This window comes from Promicromonospora sp. CA-289599 (assembly GCF_050936155.1).
Lineage (GTDB): Bacteria > Actinomycetota > Actinomycetes > Actinomycetales > Cellulomonadaceae > Promicromonospora.
In genome coordinates this window covers 3,708,811-3,724,944 of sequence record NZ_JBNJNI010000001.1, presented here as the reverse complement: position 1 = coordinate 3,724,944, position 16,134 = coordinate 3,708,811, and the positions used below count along the sequence as shown (strand labels likewise).

Here is a 16,134-nt window from a genome sequence, read left to right as displayed (position 1 = left end):
CCCCGCCACGCGGCAACCTCGTGCCATGAACACCGCACGAGTCCCGGGCACCGCCGTTTCGATCCCCGGCGTCATCCTGGCCCGCGAGCACGACAAGAACCACTTGGCGAAGGAATGCCGCCGGGGCACCCTCATCCGCGTCCGGCACGGCGCTTACTGCGACGCGCACGAGATCCACGTCGACGGTCCGGAGTCGTCGTCGGCACCGCGTGAGAAGCGGAACAGGGAGCTGGCGCGCGCCCGCGCCCTGCACTCTCAGCTGCGCTCGGATCATGTCTTCAGCCATACGACCGCGGCCTTGATCCTGGGCTGCCTTGTCTGGACAGTGCCGGACCGCACGCATGTCTACCAGCGGTATCGGGCCTCGGGGCGCTCAGCCGAAGACATCGCGCGGCACCGCGGAAAGCTCTCGCCCGACGAGGTCACGGCGGCCGAGGGCCTGCCGGTCACATCGCTCGCGCGCACCGTCGTCGACTGCGCGTTGACATTGCATCCGCTGGAAGCCCTCGTGATCGCCGACTCCGCCTTGGCGTTGGGTGTCGAACGGGAGGACCTGCTCAAGATGCTCGACGCCCGACCCGGTCAGCGCGGCGTTCGACGGGCCCGGCTTGTCATCGAGCTGGCGGACGAAGGCGCTCAGTCAGCCTGGGAGACCTGGGTCCGGTACGAGCTCCTGCGCGCGGGACTTCCCAGGCCTGTCACCCAGATGCCGGTCCAGACCGAGCGCGGGCTCTTTCACACCGACATCGGCTACGACCAGTGGAATCTGGGCATCGAGTTCGACGGCCTGGTCAAGTACCGAACCGACGGCGTTCGCCCTGGTCACGACCCTGCCCAGGAGTTCATGGACGAGAAGTTCCGTATCGAGGCCATCCGCCGCGCCGGTGTCACCGTGGAACGCGCCAGTGCATCGGACAAGCGTGATGTCCGCGGGATGCTCGCCAGATTCACCGAACACATGCCGCCGGACGTGGTGAAGAAGGCACGGATCAACCCACTCCTACCACCGGCCTGACGCTCAGGGCCGTGACATCGGCAGTTCGCTGAGCGCTCGCACCGAGGTCGGCAGTTGGCATCGAGGTCGGTCCAGCGCTGGACCGACCTCGATGCCAACTGCCGACCTCAGAGCAGACTGCCGACCTCGACGCAGCCTGAGCTACTTCTGGTCGTCGCTCGGCGGGGCGTAGGGGTTGGTGTAGCGGGGCGTCGTGCGGGTCGTCCGCTCGTCGTCCTGGTCGTCCGACTCGTCCTGTCGCTGGCCGTCCGCGGCGGACGCCGCCTGGTCCGGCGGGGTCACCGACCCAGTCGGCGCCGACGTGTCCGAGGGCGCGTCGACCGGCGCATCCGTCGTAGCGGCGGGCGTGCCCGCAGGCGCATCAGACGGCGTCCCGGCCGGCGCCGCCCCAGCAGCACCAGCACCAGGCCGCATCGCGCCGTACCGAGGCTCACCCGACGGCGTGACCCAGCGCGGGTCGGTCGGGCGGGTCGGCGTAGCGGCGGGCTCGGCACCGGGTACCTGCGGACCAGGAGCCTGAGCACCCGGAGCACCAGGCATCTGAGCGGAAGGCACCGGCGGCGTGACGGGCGCCGGGACGCCCACGGTTGCGGCGCCGCGCGACTTGCCCAGCCCGCTCGGCGAGCGCATCAGGAGCGCCCGCGCGTCGCTGGCGTGGTCGTGCCCGCAGAGGATCGCGTACGTCGCGGCCACGATCTGCGACGAGGACGTGAAGTCACGCCGTCCGCCGGTGAACGTGTACGACAGGATCGAGAACAGCAGGCCGAACCCCGCACCGAGCGCGATCCCGGCGAACATCACCTGGAAGCCCGCCTCGCCCGCGAACAGGGTGATCAGCAGACCCACGAAGAAGCCGAACCAGGCGCCGGAGAGGGCACCCGCGAGCGCCACCCGGCCGTAGGTCAGACGCCCCGTGACGCGCTCGACCATGCGCAGGTCGGTGCCCACGATGGTGACGTTCTCAACGGGGAACTTGTTGTCGGAGAGGTAGTCGACTGCTTTCTGCGCCTCCAGGTAGGTGGAGTACGCGGCGACCTCGTCGCCGGCCGGCAGGGTCGGGACCTTCGGGACGGCTCCCGGGCGAGACATGCTCATGCCTCATAGTCTCTCCTACCTTGCGGCTGGTGGCGAGGAGCGTGGCCCAGGGGCGAGTCGTAGGCTGACCAGCGTGAGCGCCAGCAGCAGGGTTTTTGTCGCACGTCTGGCCGGGACGGTGGTCTTCGACCCGATCGGGGACCAGGTGGGCCGGGTCCGTGACGTCGTCGTGCTGGTCCGGGCCAAGGGCGCGCCGCGTGCGGTGGGCCTCGTGGTCGAGGTCCCGGGCCGACGCCGCGTCTTCCTCCCCCTGACCCGCGTGACCAGTATCGACTCGGGCCAGGTGATCAGTACCGGCCTGGTGAACCTGCGGCGGTTCGAGCAGCGGGCCATGGAGTCGATGGTGCTGGGCGAGCTGCTGGACCGCCGGGTCCAGCTGACCGACGGTTCGGGCGAGGTGACCATCGAGGACGTCTCGATCGCGCAGCAGCGCACGGGCGACTGGCTGGTGGACCAGCTGTTCGTGCGGCGCCGGTCCGCGCGGGGGTCTGCCCCGTTCCGTCGCGGCTCCACCCTGACGGTTCCCGTCGACGCCGTGCAGGACCTCACCAGCCGGTCGGTCGAGCAGGGCGCCGCTCGTCTGCTGGAGGCGTACGAGAACATGCGGGCCGCCGACCTCGCGGACGTGATCCGTGAGCTGGCGCCGGCACGCCGGCTGGAGATCGCGAGCGCGCTGAACGACGAGCGCCTCGCCGACGTGCTGGAGGAGCTGCCGGAGGACGCCCAGGTGTCGATCCTGTCGGGTCTGGACCGAGACCGTGCGGCCGACGTGCTGGAGGCGATGGAGCCGGACGACGCCGCCGACCTCCTCAACGAGCTGCCCGAGGAGCAGGCGGCACAGCTCCTGAACCTCATGGAGCCGGAGGAGGCGGCAGACGTCCGGCGTCTGCTGGAGTACGCGGAGGACACGGCGGGTGGTCTCATGACCACGGAGCCGGTGATCCTGGGCGCTGACGACACGATCGCCACCGCGCTGGCCCAGATCAGGCGCGCCGAGCTGCCGCCGGCGCTGGCCTCCATGGTGTTCGTGGTGCGGCCGCCGCTCGAGACGCCCACGGGCCGGTTCCTCGGCGTCGCGCACTTCCAGCGGCTGCTGCGCGAGCCGCCGCACGCCGCCGTCGCGTCGGTGCTGGACGCCGAGACCGAGTGGCTCACCCATGACGCCTCGGTGGGCCAGGTGACGCGCCTGCTCGCCGCCTACGACCTGCTCGCGCTCCCGGTGCTCGACGCCCAGCGCAGGCTGCTGGGCGTGGTCACCGTCGACGACGTGCTGGACCACATCCTCCCGGACGACTGGCGCGGCAGCGACGACGAACGGCTGGAGGCGATCGCCGCGCAGGCGGCGCCCTCGGCACGTCGTGAGTCCGCACGCAGGGAGACGTTGCGACAGGAGCCGACAGGACAGGAGGCGAACCGTGGCTGACCGCCTGGACACCCCGCTCGCGCAGCGCCGCAGCCTGGTCCCCCGGTTCCGGATGGACCAGGACGCCGTCGGGAAGGCCACCGAGGGCATCGCCCGGTTCCTCGGCACGCCCCGGTTCCTCATCTATCTCACGGTGTTCTGCATCGTGTGGCTGGTGTGGAACGCGTGGGGCCCGGAGAACCTGCGGTTCGACAGCGCCGCGAACGGGTTCACCGCGCTCACGCTCATGCTGTCGCTGCAGGCCAGCTACGCGGCACCGCTGATCCTGCTGGCGCAGAACCGGCAGGACGACCGCGACCGGGTCACCGCCGAGCAGGACCGGCAGCGCGGCGAACGCAATCTCGCGGACACCGAGTACCTGGCGCGCGAGATGGCGGCGCTGCGGATAGCCCTCTCGGAGGTCGCCACCCGGGACTTCGTGCGCTCGGAGATCCGCAACCTGCTGGAGGAGCTGGAGGAGAAGCCGTAGGCCTTCCATGGACAGCGGACGGCCCTCGCACCCTGGGTGGGTGCGAGGGCCGTCCGCTCTGGTTCACCTACCGTCAGGCGTTCCGACGCCGGTTACGCCACACCACGAGCATCGTGCCGACGGCGACCAGCAGCACGCTCAGCAGCGCGATCAGCGCCACGTTCGCGCCGGTGTTGGCCATCTCGCCCGGGTCTTCCCCGGGCGTAGCCTCGGCGCAGTCACGCAGGCCGGCGTCGATGTCCGACCGGTCGAGGTTGCCCTCGGTCACCTCGACCGGTCCGGTCTCACCGGTCTTCGGGTCGGCGTCGGAGTCGAGTGCCGGCTTGTCGCCGGCCCCCGGTGCCACGAAGCACATCCCCTCGGGAACGCCCCCGAAGGTGACCGTGTAGTCACCCGGCGGCAGGCCCGTGAACAGGTACGCGCACTCGGCGTCCGTGGTGGTGGTCGCCACCACGTTGCCGTCGGCGGAGTACAGGGTCACGGTCACACCCTCGACTCCGGCCTCACCGTCGTCCTGGAGACCGTCCTCGTTCTCGTCGAACCAGACGCAGTCACCGATCGAACCAAGGACCTCGTCCGGCGACACGACACCCGCGTCCACGTCCCGACGGTCCGGAGTCTCCTCGGTCAGCGAGTACGTGCCCGTCCGGCCCGTGAGCTGGTCCGCGTCCGAGTCCAGCGCCGGGTCGTCGCCGGCACCCTGGACGGTGAACGTCTTGCCCTCGGGCAGGTCGGTGAACCCGACCGAGTAGTCACCCAGCGGCAGGTCGGTGAACAGGTACGTGCAGTCGGCGTCCGTGGTGGTACGAGCCACCTCGTCGCCATCGGCCCCGAACAGGACCACCGTCACACCCTCGACGCCGGCCTCGCCGTCGTCCTGGATGCCGTCGGCGTCGTCGTCGGACCAGACGCAGTTACCGATCGAGCCCAGCACCGCCTCGGGCGAGACGACACCCGCGTCGACGTCCAGGCGGTCGGGGACCTCCTCGGTCAGCGACACGGTGCCGGTGACCCCGGTCTCCATGTCGGCGTCCGAGTCGAGTGCGGGGTCGTCCCCGGCACCCGGCAGGGTGAAGGTCGCGCCCTCAGGCAGGTCCGTGAACCCGACCGAGTAGTCGCCGAGCGCCAGCTCCTCGAAGAGGTACGTGCAGTCGGCATCCGTGGTGGTGGTCGCCACCTCGATGCCCTCGGCGTCGTACAGCACCACGGTCACACCCTCGACACCGGGCTCACCGTCGTCCTGCAGACCGTTGGTGTTCTCGTCGTACCAGACGCAGTCACCGATCGAGCCCAGCACCGCATCGGGCGAGACGACACCCGCGTCGACGTCCAGGCGGTCGGGGACCTCCTCGGTCAGCGACACCGTGCCGGTCGTCCCGGTCTCCGGGTCCGCGTCCGAGTCCAGGGCCGGGTCGTCCCCGGCACCAGGAGTCGTGAAGGTCGAGCCCTCGGGCAGGTCCGTGAACCCGACCGCGTAGTCACCCAGCGGCAGACCGGTGAACAGGTACGCGCAGTCGGCGTCCGTGGTGGTGGTCGCCACCTCGGCACCCTCGGCGTCGTACAGGGTCACGGTCACGCCCTCGACTCCGGGCTCACCGTCGTCCTGGATGCCGTCACCGTTCAGGTCGGACCAGACGCAGTCACCGATCGAACCGAGCGGCTCCGTCGGCTCGTAGATGCCCGCATCCACGTCGAGGCGGTCCGGGACCTCCTCGGTCAGCGTGTACGAACCCGTCTGTCCCGTGACCGGGTCGGCGTCCGAGTCGACCGCCGGGTCGTCCCCGGCACCCATCTCGGTGAAGGCCATCCCGTCGGGCAGGTCCGTGAACCCGACCGCGTAGTCGCCCAGCGGCAGGTCGGTGAACAGGTACGCGCAGTCCGCGTCCGTGGTGGTCCGGGACACCTCGTCGCCGTCGGCCCCGAACAGGATCACCGTCACATCCTCGACGCCGGGCTCGCCGTCGTCCTGAAGGCCGTTGGTGTTCTCGTCGAACCAGACGCAGTCACCGATCGAACCCAGCACCTCGTCGGTCGGGACGATGCCCGCGTCGACATCGAGGTCGACCGGGTTGCCGGGCGTCAGGGAGACGACGGGCGTCATCCCGGTGGCCGGGTCGGCGTCCGAGTCGACCGCCGGGTCATCGCCCGCGGCCTGCGGGGAGAGCACGGAGCCGTCCGGTGCGATGAACTCGACCGTGTAGTCGCCCAGCGGCAGGCCCTCGAAGAGGTACGCGCACTCGGCGTCCGTGGTGGTCGTGTCGACCAGGTTGCCGTCGACGTCGTACAGGTTCACCACGACGCCCTCGACACCGGGCTCGCCCTCGTCCTGGATGCCGTCGCCGTTCAGGTCGGACCAGACGCAGTCACCGATCGAGCCGAGGATCACGACACCGGCGTCGATCGAGTGATCGTTCTGGCCGTAGCCGCCCAGGGTGAACGTGTACTCGCCGGTCGCCGGGTCCGGGTTCGAGTCGGTCCGGTCCGCGTCCTCCGCTGCCTCCGGCGCGTCGGGCAGGGGCTCCGGGCGCGGGTTCACGCCGTCGGCGTTGTCCGTCTCCGCGTGCGGGTTGTCGCCGGAGGTCGCCTGCATCGTGGTGAACAGGACGTCGGACCACGGGACCGTGACCGCCGCACCCTGGTAGTCGACGGCGAGGTCGCCGTCGGTCGGCGTGACGAACCGCGCCGTGTACTCCGCGCCGTGCACCAGCTCGGTGAAGTGCGCGGTGTCGGTGGCGTCGGACGAGAAGTAGTAGGTCCCGTCGGCAGCGGTGACCTGCGTGCCGACGACGGCGCCAGCGGCGTCGACCAGCTCGACGGTGACACCGGGGATGCCGGGCTCGCCCGCGTCCTGGAGGCCGTCGCCGTTGCCGTCGAACCACACGCGGTTGCCGATCTCGACCGGAGCCGGCGGGATCAGTGCGTCGAGGTCGCCGAGGCCACCGCCCTTCTGGAAGCTGACGGTCGGCCGTCCGGTGTTCCCGTCGTCCTCGGTGAACTCGACTCCGCGCGTCGCCGCGCCGTCACCGTCGGCGAACCAGATGAGGCCCTGCACACGCAGCGTCGCGAGCGGGTCGAACGACGTGGAGGCCACGTCCGTCGCACCGGCCACGTCGAGCACGGCGCCCAGCGCGATCTCCTCGTGGGTGACGCCCGAGACGGTTCCGTCAAGGCCCTGGTCGTCGCCGTGGAACTCGTTGCCGCCCGGACCGGACGCGAGGATAGGCGCGGTGCCGTTCGCCCACTGGGTGGTCTCGCCGTCCAGGCCGGTCCCCTCCGCCGCGGCACCGGTCTCGGGCGTGTACGTCCCGTCCGCGTTCCGACCGGCCAGCAGCACATCGCCCTGGGCGATCGTCTCGAAGACGATCTCCGGCGGCGTTCCGCCGTCCTGGCCGGTGTCGGCCGCCCACTGCCGGTTGCCGCCCTGCAGCTCGGTGCGGTCCGTCATGCCGACCGTCATGTATCCGGCGGTGTTGAACGTGATCGAGGACATGATCGCCTGCGGATAGGCCTGGGCCCCGTCCGGGTCGCCGGCAGCGGTCTTGCTGAAGCCGACCGATCCGTCGGGCCAGCCGTCACCGTTCGCGTCCGCGCTGTCCCACGTCCAGACGTCGGTCCAGGAGTTCCAGTGCCGGATCTGCGGGTGCCGCTCGGCGTTCCCCTGCTGCGTCCCGTCCCAGTAGGACATCGGGTTGCCGCGCGGGTAGCCCAGGTCCACGTCCATCACCTGCGCGACGGCGCCGCCGTCGACCGGGACCTTGCCCACGTAGCCGCGCAGCGGCTCCGTGGAGCCGCACTGCGGCCAGTTGTCGGTCGACTCGCCGGGTGCGGTGGTGGCGCAGCTGCCGGGTGCGGAGCCGGTGTCGGCCCAGCCCACGAACACCTCGTCACCCTGCACCTCGACGGCCCAGGCACGCTGGCCGGCACCGAGGCCGAGCGCGATCTGCTCGACGTCGCCCGCGGCCGGCACGAAGGCCGGGTCGAAGTCCGGGCTGACGGGGTTCGTCGGCGAGATGTCGATCCGGTACAGGTTGCTGTCGGCGAGGTTCATCACGTACAGGTACGTCGTGACGCCGTCGGTCCACGTGTCGATGCCGCCGAGGCCGACCTTCGCGGCGTTCGTGAACCCGTCGAGGTCGGCGGTCGGGTCGACGCCGGCCGCCAGCGCGCGGTCCGCGTTCGAGGCGACCGTGCCGACGTCGATCCCGAGGTCGGTCAGGGAGAACCAGGCCTCCACGCCGCCCACGGGCCCGATGCCTGCCGCGACGTCACCCGTCGCGGGGTCGACGGCGTCCGGGATCCGGTAGATGGCGCCGAGGGCCCGGTCCGTCGAACCGTCCCACCGGTGCTCGGCGAGGCCGGCGTTCCTGCGGTACACGGCCGAGGCCAGGAAAGCGTTGCCGGCCTGCTCGTAGGCGGTGCCCCACACGGTGCCGACGTCGCCGACGGTGGCGATGTCGCGCTTGCCCGTGTCCTGGGCGGTCGCCCAGTCGGTGACGACGAGCGCGGGCTGCCCCGTCGTCCCCTCGGCCAGCGGGTCGCCCGCCGAGTGGATCGCCGTGACGACGTCCGGCGACTGGGGGCGGTGGTCCTCCGGCGGCAGCACCGCGTAGTCCACGGACTGGTCGCCCGCGGCGACGAACTGCACGGACGTGCCGTTGTCCGCGAGGTCCCCGGCCAGCCACGACGCATAGCCCTCGGGGATGTCGGAGAAGGTGACGCGCAGCTCGGCGGTGTCCGCGCCGTCCGCGACGTGGGGCACCTCACCGGTCTGGTCGGTGAACTCGCCCTCGGTCATCGACCAGCCGCCGGCCGCGTCGATGCGGTTGGTGCGGGTGGTCGCGGAGTTTCCGAGTGCGTCGGTCACGGTGACCGTGACGTTGCCGACGCCCTGCTCGAGGAACCCGTCGGAGCCGTCGTCGTCGTACGCGCCGTCGCCGTCGTTGTCCTCCCAGACCTGGCCCGCGGCGATCACGTCGTCCGGTGCCGCCGAGGCCGACGGGACCGTTCCCGGGACCAGCAGCACTGCGGCGAGCGCGAGCGCTCCGCCGCCGGCAACGAGGCTGCGCGGTGACGAGACACCGATTCGTCGGACGTCGAGCCGCGGGGTGAGTTCATGAGCTCCGGCCCAGGAGGCCCACCACCCATGCGCACCGCGCTCAGAGCGCTGGCGAATTCCCATGTCTTTTTCTCCTGTCATAAAACGGACAATGCCTTTTACGCATCTCGTCAATCCGACGTCATGAGATGTCACGCGAGTAGGCAGTGCAAGTCGAGAGCGCTACCGCTCGCGTATTGTCCGAAAACTCTGCCGCGACGCACCGGAATGCAACCGAGTGCATTCCCGAACGAATCGGAACTCCAAAAAATGGGTGCCCAGAGCACACAAGTCTCGGAGCAGGCACATTGCGGTTCAACAGGTGCGCGGCAGGCGCGCCTGCCTACACTCCGCGCATGCCACCGAAGAGGCACTTAAAATCATTGTTCGGATATATCCCCCGAACCGCCGCAATTGCGTCCGTCCTTACCGTCGTGGCCTGCGCGGCCGGGCCGACGTCCTCCGCCGACGGGACACCTGGCGTCCTGCACGTACCCGAGGCGTTCGAGACGATCCAGGCGGCCATCGACGCCGCGGCCCCGGGGGACCTCGTGCTCGTCGCACCGGGGACGTACGCCGAGGAGGTCCTCATCGGCACGGACGACGTCACGCTCCGCGGGACCGATCGCAACGAGGTGGTCATCGACGGCGGGGGCATGCGCAGCTCCGGCGTCATAGCCACCGCCGACGGGGTGCGCATCGAGAACCTCACCGTGCGCCGCACGATGTACTACGGCGTGCTCGTCACGGGTATGCACGACGAGGCGGGCCCCACCGCGCACGGCCTGGACGGCTACGAACGACTCGACCCCGCGCGGTTCCCGCCCGTCGAGCGGTTCGCGATCCGGAACGTCACGGCGTCGAACAACGGGCTGTACGGCATCTACGCGTTCGACGCCCGCCACGGCGTCATCGCGGACTCCTACGCCTCCGGTTCCGCCGACTCCGGCATCTACGTGGGGCAATGCAGGGACTGTGACATTCTCGTGACCAATAACGTGACCGAGCGCAATGCCGTTGGTTTCGAGAATGCCAACGCCTCCGACTCGGTCGTCGTGACCGGGAACAGGTTCTCGCACAACCGGATCGGGATGACGCTGCTGTCGAACTATCTGGAGGCATTTACGCCCCAGCACGGCAATACCATTGTGGGCAATGTCATCAGCTCGAACGACGCTGCCGACTCTCCCGCACATGCCGAGGGCGGTTTCGGCATCGGCGTGGGCATCAGCGGCGGCCGCGACAACGTGCTGCGGGACAACCTCGTGGCGGGGAACCCGCGCGCGGGGGTCCTGCTCGCCAACACGGAGGACCTGGCGGCCGTCGGGAACCGGATGGACGGCGCCTGGACGGCCGCCGGCCTGGACGCCAACGGCGTCGACATCGCCAACATCTCGGCGGAGCGGGCGCCGGCCCGGGACAACTGCGCGGGCGGGCGACCGTCCACGCTGCCGGAGAACCTCCGTACGCGCTGCGGGACGACGTCGCCGCTCGCCACGGTTTCGCCCGACGCGCTGCCCGGGGTGGACGTTCCGCCCGGGGTGAGCTTCCTGAAGGTGCCCGCACCACCGCCCCAGCCCGGGATGAGCGACGTCGAGACGGTGCCCGGCCCGCTGCCCGCCGCCGTGACCGACGACGCAGTGCTGCCCGACGGCGTTCCCGCCGCCGACCTGCTCGCCGAACGAAGTGGTGTGGCGTGACGCGGCGACAGGTCGCCGGTGCTCTCGTCGCGGTGACGCTGCTGCTCACCGCTGCCTGTTCCGGCGGTGGAGACGCCGCGGGCGCCGCCGGACCGGCAGCGCCGGAGAGCGCCGTACGCCCGGTCACGGTGGCCGAGTCCGAGCGGCTCGCGAGCGTCCGGTTCCGGAACTTCGACGCGGGCAGCCGCAAGGTCACGGCGACGTACACCGACCAGGGCCACGCGGTGGCCCTCGAGGGCTGGTACGACTACACGACGCACACCGGTTACGGGCTCGTCTCGGCCGACGGCGTACCGTCCGACCAGGTCGTCTGGGACGGCCGCGTCCTCGCGACGAGGGCCGGCGACCACCTCGGCGAACCCGTGACGTCGCTGGACGGCTGGCAGGCCGGGAAGCTGGACGCACGCACCTCGCCGCTCGCCGTCGTGCTGACGGTGCTCGCGGGCCTGGGCGCGGACCGCCCCGAGAACCCGTTGCTCATCCGGCAGGGGGGCGCGCTCTGGCTGCGCGAGGACACCGCGGGTGAGCAGGAGGTCACGGTGTTCGCAGGACCGACCGACCGACAGACGGACAGGGCCGACCCGGACACCGCGGGCATCCACTACTGGGTGGACCAGAGCGGCGTCGCGCACCGGGTGGACGTACGTCTCGGCGAGCAGTGGGCCGAGGTCACCCTCGAGGACGCCACGCAGACCGTCCCGGCGGTCCTCAAGGACGTCGACCCGAGTGCGTTCCCTGCTACCCCGAGGAATGACGGATGAGCGGCGTCAGCCGGCGAGAGCTCCTGTTCGGCACCGGTGGTGCGATCGCGGGCCTGGCGGCGACGGCCGGCGGGATAGCCGCCGCCGGGGCGCTCGGCGGCCCGGACGCCTACGGCCGGACGCTGACGTCCGCCCGGGCCGACACGGACACGCCGGAACCGCCGTCCGACCGAGTGGAGGCCACCGGGGCCACGCAGGCCGGGATCGCCCGGCCTGCCACACCGCAACGGTTCGGGCTGCTCGCGGTACTCGACCTGCCGGACGGCCCCGGGGCGCTCGGCCCACGGCTCGCCGCCCTGGGTGCGGCGATCCTCACCGTCACGAACAGCGCAGGGCCGCTCCCCGACGGCCCCGGTGACCTCACGGTCACGGTCGGCCTCGGGCCCCGGCTCGTCGCCGGGATCGACCCCGGCCTCCCCGGCGCGACGGAGCTGCCCGCGTTCGCGGGTGACGGATCGACGGACCCGCGCCGCCAGGGTGGCGACCTCCTGCTCGCCCTGCACGGCTCCGACCCGCTGGCCCTGCCCACCGCGCTCCGCGAGCTCCGCACCGCGCTCGGTGACACCGTTCTCCGCTGGTCCGAGCCCTGCTTTCGCGGACCTGGCGAGGGCACCGTCGTGCGGAACCCGCTCGGCTTCCACGACGGCATAGTCGTCCCGCACGGCGACGACGAGCTGGCTCGCGAGGTCTGGCTGCCCACGGCGGACGACGGCGGCGACCCCCGCGTGGCCGGCGGCACCGTCTGCGTGGTGCGGCGGCTCGTCCTGGACACCGAACGGTTCGCCGGACTGCCGCCCGAGGGCCAGGACGCCGTCATGGGACGACGCCGCTCCGACGGCGCCCCGCTGTCCGGCGGCACCCTGTCCGACGACGTCGACCTGCACGCCAAGACCCCCGCGGGCGAGTACCTCGTGCCCGCGCGGTCCCACGCCCGTGCGGCGCACCCCTCCTTCACGGGCAGCGGCCTCATGCTCCGGCGCGGCTACACGTTCGCCACGCCCGCCGTCGGCGACGACCCCGGCGAGACCGGGCTGCTCTTCGTCTGCTTCCAGCGCGAGCTCGACACGTTCGTCCGCACGCAGCACCGGCTCGACGAGGCCGACGCGCTCACGGAGTTCGTCACCCCGACGGCGAGCGCCACGTTCCTCGTGCTCCCGGGGTTCGACGAGACCCGGGCGCTCGGTTCGACCCTGTCCGCCTGAGCAACCGCCGGCCCGGCAGGCCGGTCCGGCGGCGACGTGGACCGGGAACTAAGGCTCGACGTCGTCGTGGAGCACGACGCGCGACAGCTCGTAGGACCCGCCCGGCAGCTTCCAGTAGTGCAGCCTCCGGGCAGACGGGGTGTTGACCTGCAACGACACCCGCCAGCACACGGCTCCGTCGTCGCGGTGCCTGGCGGGGTCGTCGCCGCCGGCGCCCGTCCGCAGGCGGTGGACCTGCAGACCGTTCATCCCGGGCGCCAGCCCGGTGAGCACCATGACGAGCGTCCAGACCACCCGGTCGCGGCTCACCCCCTCGACGTCGGTCACGGAGGCGAGGAACCGCGAGCCGAGCGTGTACTCCGCGAGGGGGCGCCCGGCCTTGTCGGCGGCCGGGATCGCCCGGGCCCACTCGCTCAGCACCTCGAACCGGAGCTGTTCCTCGTCATCGACGAAGTGCCGGTCCTCGGGCACCTCGACCCCGGTATCCCCCAGCCGACGGCGGAGCCGCGCCGCTTCCTGCCGCGCCTTGCGGAGGGCTGTCGCCTGCTGCTCGGCGCGGCGCTCGCTGCGTTCGAGCCGTTCGGTGAGCTCGCCGACCCGGCCGAGCAGGCGGTCCACCTCCAGCTCAACCTGGCGCCGCTTGACCTTGTCGTCCAGCAGCTCCTTCCCGAGCGCGGAGACCTGGGCCCGCGCCGCGTCGAGGGAGAGGCTGAGGTCGCGCGCCGCCTTGCCCGGCGGTTCCGCGGGTGTCTCGGCCGACGCGGGCGACGGCAGCGCGTCGTGCCCGCCGGCGTGCCGTGCGGCCACGTCGCCGGGGGTCGGTGCCCGCTGGACACCCGGGGGTGTGGGCACCGGGCCGGCATCGGAGCTCCGGCGTTCGAGGACCGGCTCCGTCTGGCGCGGACCGAACAGGTCGGCGGGCGTGGGCGGAGTCTCGACAAGCTCGACCAACGAGGGATCAGAGGTCTCGACAGGCTCGACCAGCGAGGGGCGGACGGTCTCGACGAGCTCGACCAACGGGAGCCGGCGAGGCTCGGCCAGCGAGGGGCGCGAGGTGTCGGCGGGCTCGATCGGCAGCGGGGGCGGCAGCTCCAGCCAGGGTGGCCCGTCGTCCAGGAGCGCGATCGCGGGGACCGGTTCGTCCTCGGTCTCGTCGACGTCGTCCAGCCGTAGCGCCAGGCCGTCGAGCGGCGCGGGCACCCGGCGGGCCGCCACGACCTCGCCCGGCGTGAAGAGGTCGCTCAGCAGGTCCAGGTCGTTGCCGGTGATCTCCGCGCGGCGCACGCGCACGACGACACCGGGCGCCAGCGCGATCCGTACCGCGTCCTGCTCGACCACCTCGACCCGGCAGAGCACCACGTGACCCACGCGGTAGGTGGCGTTGACCACCCGGCGCAGCGCGTCGCCGTCGGGCAGCATGCCGCGGATGTCGAGGAGGCGGCGCGCCGGGTCCAGCACTCCGGTGACCCGCATGCCCGGCGCGAGCACCCGCGCCAGCGCGACGTCGGCGAAGACGAGCTCCTCCGCGACGGTGGCCTGGCCGCCGTCCTCGGTGCTGATCAGGGCGCGCGTGCCGAGCACGCCCAGCACCTTGCCCTCGGTGGTCGCCGTGTCCGGGGCGGACCGGGGAGCGCCGACGATCCCCTCGCGTACCGCGAACCGCATGACGTCGCTGACCAGGCGGTCCCGCACCCGCTCGTCCTCGTCCGCGGAGTAGGCGAAGTGCAGGGGCGAGCGCCGCGGATGGTGCACCCACTCCAGGTCCGTGCCGTAGACACGGGACGCACCGCCGTAGACCTGGGTGTCCGGCGGCATGCCGGACGAGAACGCCCACGACACGTCGCCCGTGGGGATCACCACCACCTCGGCGAGCCCGGCGACGTCGTCGAGCACCCGCTTCGGGTCCACGTACGGGACGTCGCGCCCGGCGGGCGTCGAGATCACCACCACGGGCTGGTCGCGGCCAGGCCGCTGCAGCGCGGCGGCGAGCTCGCGGGCCTGGTCCTCGGAGGCGACACGCCGGACCCGCGCGGGGACGCGTGACTCGGTCATGGGGCCTCCTCACCCTTGGTGGTGACGCAGCGTACCGTTTTCTAGTGTCATTCATTGCAAAGGCATGAAAGAGCCCGCTGATTCCGGGCCCCCTGGACCCGGCCCATAGGATCGATTCATGACCCCAGTCGACTCCCCCGCACTCGAGGCGCGCGTCCGCGACGCGCTGACCAGTGTGCTCGACCCCGAGATCCGGCGTCCCATCACCGATCTGGGCATGGTCCGGTCGGTAGTGGTCGCGACCAGCTCGACCGCCGAACCAGGCGCCCACGTGACCGTCGGCGTCGACCTGACGGTTGCCGGCTGTCCCATGAAGTCGACGCTGATCAAGGACGTGACGGCCGCAGCGGAAGCCGTCGACGGCGTGGCCGGTGTCGACGTCGAGCTGGGCGTGATGACGCCGGAGCAGCGCTCCTCGCTGCGCTCGATGCTGCGCGGCGGCGCGGGCGACCCCGTCATCCCGTTCTCGCAGCCGGGCTCGATGACCAAGGTGTTCGCAGTGGCGTCGGGCAAGGGCGGCGTGGGCAAGTCGTCGGTCACGGCGAACCTAGCGGTGGCCATGGCGGCGGACGGCCTCTCGGTGGGCGTGATCGACGCCGACATCTACGGCTTCTCGATCCCCCGCATGCTGGGCGTCGACCGGCAGCCGACCCGGGTCGACAACATGCTGCTGCCGCCCATCGCGCACGGCGTCAAGGTGGTCTCGATAGGCATGTTCGTGCCACCGGGACAGCCGGTCGTCTGGCGTGGGCCGATGCTGCACCGCGCGCTGGAGCAGTTCCTGGCCGACGTGTTCTGGGGCGATCTGGACGTGCTGCTCCTCGACCTGCCGCCGGGTACCGGCGACATCGCCATCTCGGTGGCGCAGCTGCTGCCGTCGTCCGAGATCCTCGTGGTCACGACGCCGCAGACGGCGGCCGCCGAGGTCGCGGAGCGCGCGGGGTCGGTGGCGACGCAGACGCAGCAGGGTGTGGTCGGCGTGGTCGAGAACATGTCGTGGCTGGAGCAGCCCGACGGCACCCGCCTGGAGATCTTCGGCGCCGGCGGCGGCGCCAAGGTGTCGGCCCGGCTCACCGAGCTCGTGGGCAAGGACGTGCCGCTGCTGGGCCAGATCCCGCTCGACGTCGCCGTCCGCGAGGGCGGGGACGACGGCACGCCGGTGGTCCTGACCGCGCCGGACTCACCGGGCGCCCGGGTGCTGGCCGACGTCGCCCGCGGGCTCGCGAAGCGCCGCCGCGGCCTCGCGGGCCGCAACCTGGGGCTCGCGCCGGTGTGACTTCGACCGGGGGGTGAACTTTCAGTAGTTGTACGGTGGTCATCGC

Annotated in this window: 10 protein-coding genes; 7 read left to right on the top strand and 3 right to left on the bottom strand. The window is 71.7% G+C overall.

The features are described 5' to 3' along the window. Nucleotides 1-25 precede the first annotated feature (25 nt). Nucleotides 26-1,015, top strand: coding sequence for a hypothetical protein (locus ACQEVI_RS16475; protein ID WP_432900697.1), 990 nt, complete (start codon nt 26-28; stop codon nt 1,013-1,015). 141 nt (nt 1,016-1,156) lie between these two features. On the opposite strand, the gene ACQEVI_RS16470 is transcribed toward ACQEVI_RS16475, so the two are convergent. Further along, nucleotides 1,157-2,110 (bottom strand): general stress protein, encoded by a 954-nt coding sequence (locus ACQEVI_RS16470; RefSeq protein ID WP_432900695.1) that lies wholly within the window; start codon nt 2,108-2,110, stop codon nt 1,157-1,159. A 73-nt stretch (nt 2,111-2,183) separates the two neighbouring features. Between ACQEVI_RS16470 and ACQEVI_RS16465 the strand changes: the two genes are divergently transcribed. Further along, nucleotides 2,184-3,533, top strand: coding sequence for a magnesium transporter MgtE N-terminal domain-containing protein (locus ACQEVI_RS16465; protein ID WP_432900694.1), 1,350 nt, complete (start codon nt 2,184-2,186; stop codon nt 3,531-3,533). Next, on the top strand, nt 3,526-4,002 hold the full coding sequence (locus ACQEVI_RS16460; RefSeq protein WP_432900692.1) for a DUF1003 domain-containing protein: 477 nt from the start codon (nt 3,526-3,528) through the stop codon (nt 4,000-4,002). The genes ACQEVI_RS16465 and ACQEVI_RS16460 overlap by 8 nt, the downstream gene beginning before the upstream one ends. 73 nt (nt 4,003-4,075) lie before the next feature. On the opposite strand, the gene ACQEVI_RS16455 is transcribed toward ACQEVI_RS16460, so the two are convergent. After that, complete coding sequence (locus ACQEVI_RS16455; protein WP_432900690.1) at nt 4,076-9,181, bottom strand: SdrD B-like domain-containing protein; 5,106 nt, start codon at nt 9,179-9,181, stop codon at nt 4,076-4,078. 272 nt (nt 9,182-9,453) lie between these two features. Between ACQEVI_RS16455 and ACQEVI_RS16450 the strand changes: the two genes are divergently transcribed. From ACQEVI_RS16450 to ACQEVI_RS16440, 3 genes are read left to right on the top strand one after another with little or no spacing between them, the layout of a single operon-like run. Further along, nucleotides 9,454-10,797 (top strand): right-handed parallel beta-helix repeat-containing protein, encoded by a 1,344-nt coding sequence (locus ACQEVI_RS16450; RefSeq protein ID WP_432900689.1) that lies wholly within the window; start codon nt 9,454-9,456, stop codon nt 10,795-10,797. Then, nucleotides 10,794-11,558 carry a hypothetical protein gene (locus ACQEVI_RS16445; protein ID WP_432900688.1) on the top strand — a complete coding sequence of 255 codons (765 nt, stop codon included), beginning with the start codon at nt 10,794-10,796 and terminating at the stop codon, nt 11,556-11,558. The genes ACQEVI_RS16450 and ACQEVI_RS16445 overlap by 4 nt, the downstream gene beginning before the upstream one ends. Further along, a complete protein-coding gene (locus tag ACQEVI_RS16440; RefSeq protein ID WP_432900686.1) occupies nt 11,555-12,760 on the top strand; it encodes a Dyp-type peroxidase in 1,206 nt (401 codons plus the stop codon). Before ACQEVI_RS16445 ends, ACQEVI_RS16440 begins: the two co-directional genes overlap by 4 nt. Before the next feature lie 48 nt (nt 12,761-12,808). On the opposite strand, the gene ACQEVI_RS16435 is transcribed toward ACQEVI_RS16440, so the two are convergent. Next, on the bottom strand, nt 12,809-14,812 hold the full coding sequence (locus tag ACQEVI_RS16435) for a hypothetical protein (RefSeq protein WP_432900685.1): 2,004 nt from the start codon (nt 14,810-14,812) through the stop codon (nt 12,809-12,811). Between the two features lie 118 nt (nt 14,813-14,930). Between ACQEVI_RS16435 and ACQEVI_RS16430 the strand changes: the two genes are divergently transcribed. Beyond that, a complete protein-coding gene (locus tag ACQEVI_RS16430) occupies nt 14,931-16,088 on the top strand; it encodes an Mrp/NBP35 family ATP-binding protein (RefSeq protein ID WP_432900684.1) in 1,158 nt (385 codons plus the stop codon). Nucleotides 16,089-16,134 lie beyond the last annotated feature (46 nt).

What these genes read in the sequence shown, in the direction of transcription:
- ACQEVI_RS16475 (WP_432900697.1), top strand. Translation starts at nt 26, where the DNA reads ATGAACACCGCACGAGTCCCGGGCACCGCCGTTTCGATCCCCGGCGTC.
- ACQEVI_RS16470 (WP_432900695.1), bottom strand. Translation starts at nt 2,110, where the DNA reads ATGAGCATGTCTCGCCCGGGAGCCGTCCCGAAGGTCCCGACCCTGCCG.
- ACQEVI_RS16455 (WP_432900690.1), bottom strand. Translation starts at nt 9,181, where the DNA reads ATGGGAATTCGCCAGCGCTCTGAGCGCGGTGCGCATGGGTGGTGGGCC.
- ACQEVI_RS16450 (WP_432900689.1), top strand. Translation starts at nt 9,454, where the DNA reads ATGCCACCGAAGAGGCACTTAAAATCATTGTTCGGATATATCCCCCGA.
- ACQEVI_RS16440 (WP_432900686.1), top strand. Translation starts at nt 11,555, where the DNA reads ATGAGCGGCGTCAGCCGGCGAGAGCTCCTGTTCGGCACCGGTGGTGCG.
- ACQEVI_RS16435 (WP_432900685.1), bottom strand. Translation starts at nt 14,812, where the DNA reads ATGACCGAGTCACGCGTCCCCGCGCGGGTCCGGCGTGTCGCCTCCGAG.
- ACQEVI_RS16430 (WP_432900684.1), top strand. Translation starts at nt 14,931, where the DNA reads ATGACCCCAGTCGACTCCCCCGCACTCGAGGCGCGCGTCCGCGACGCG.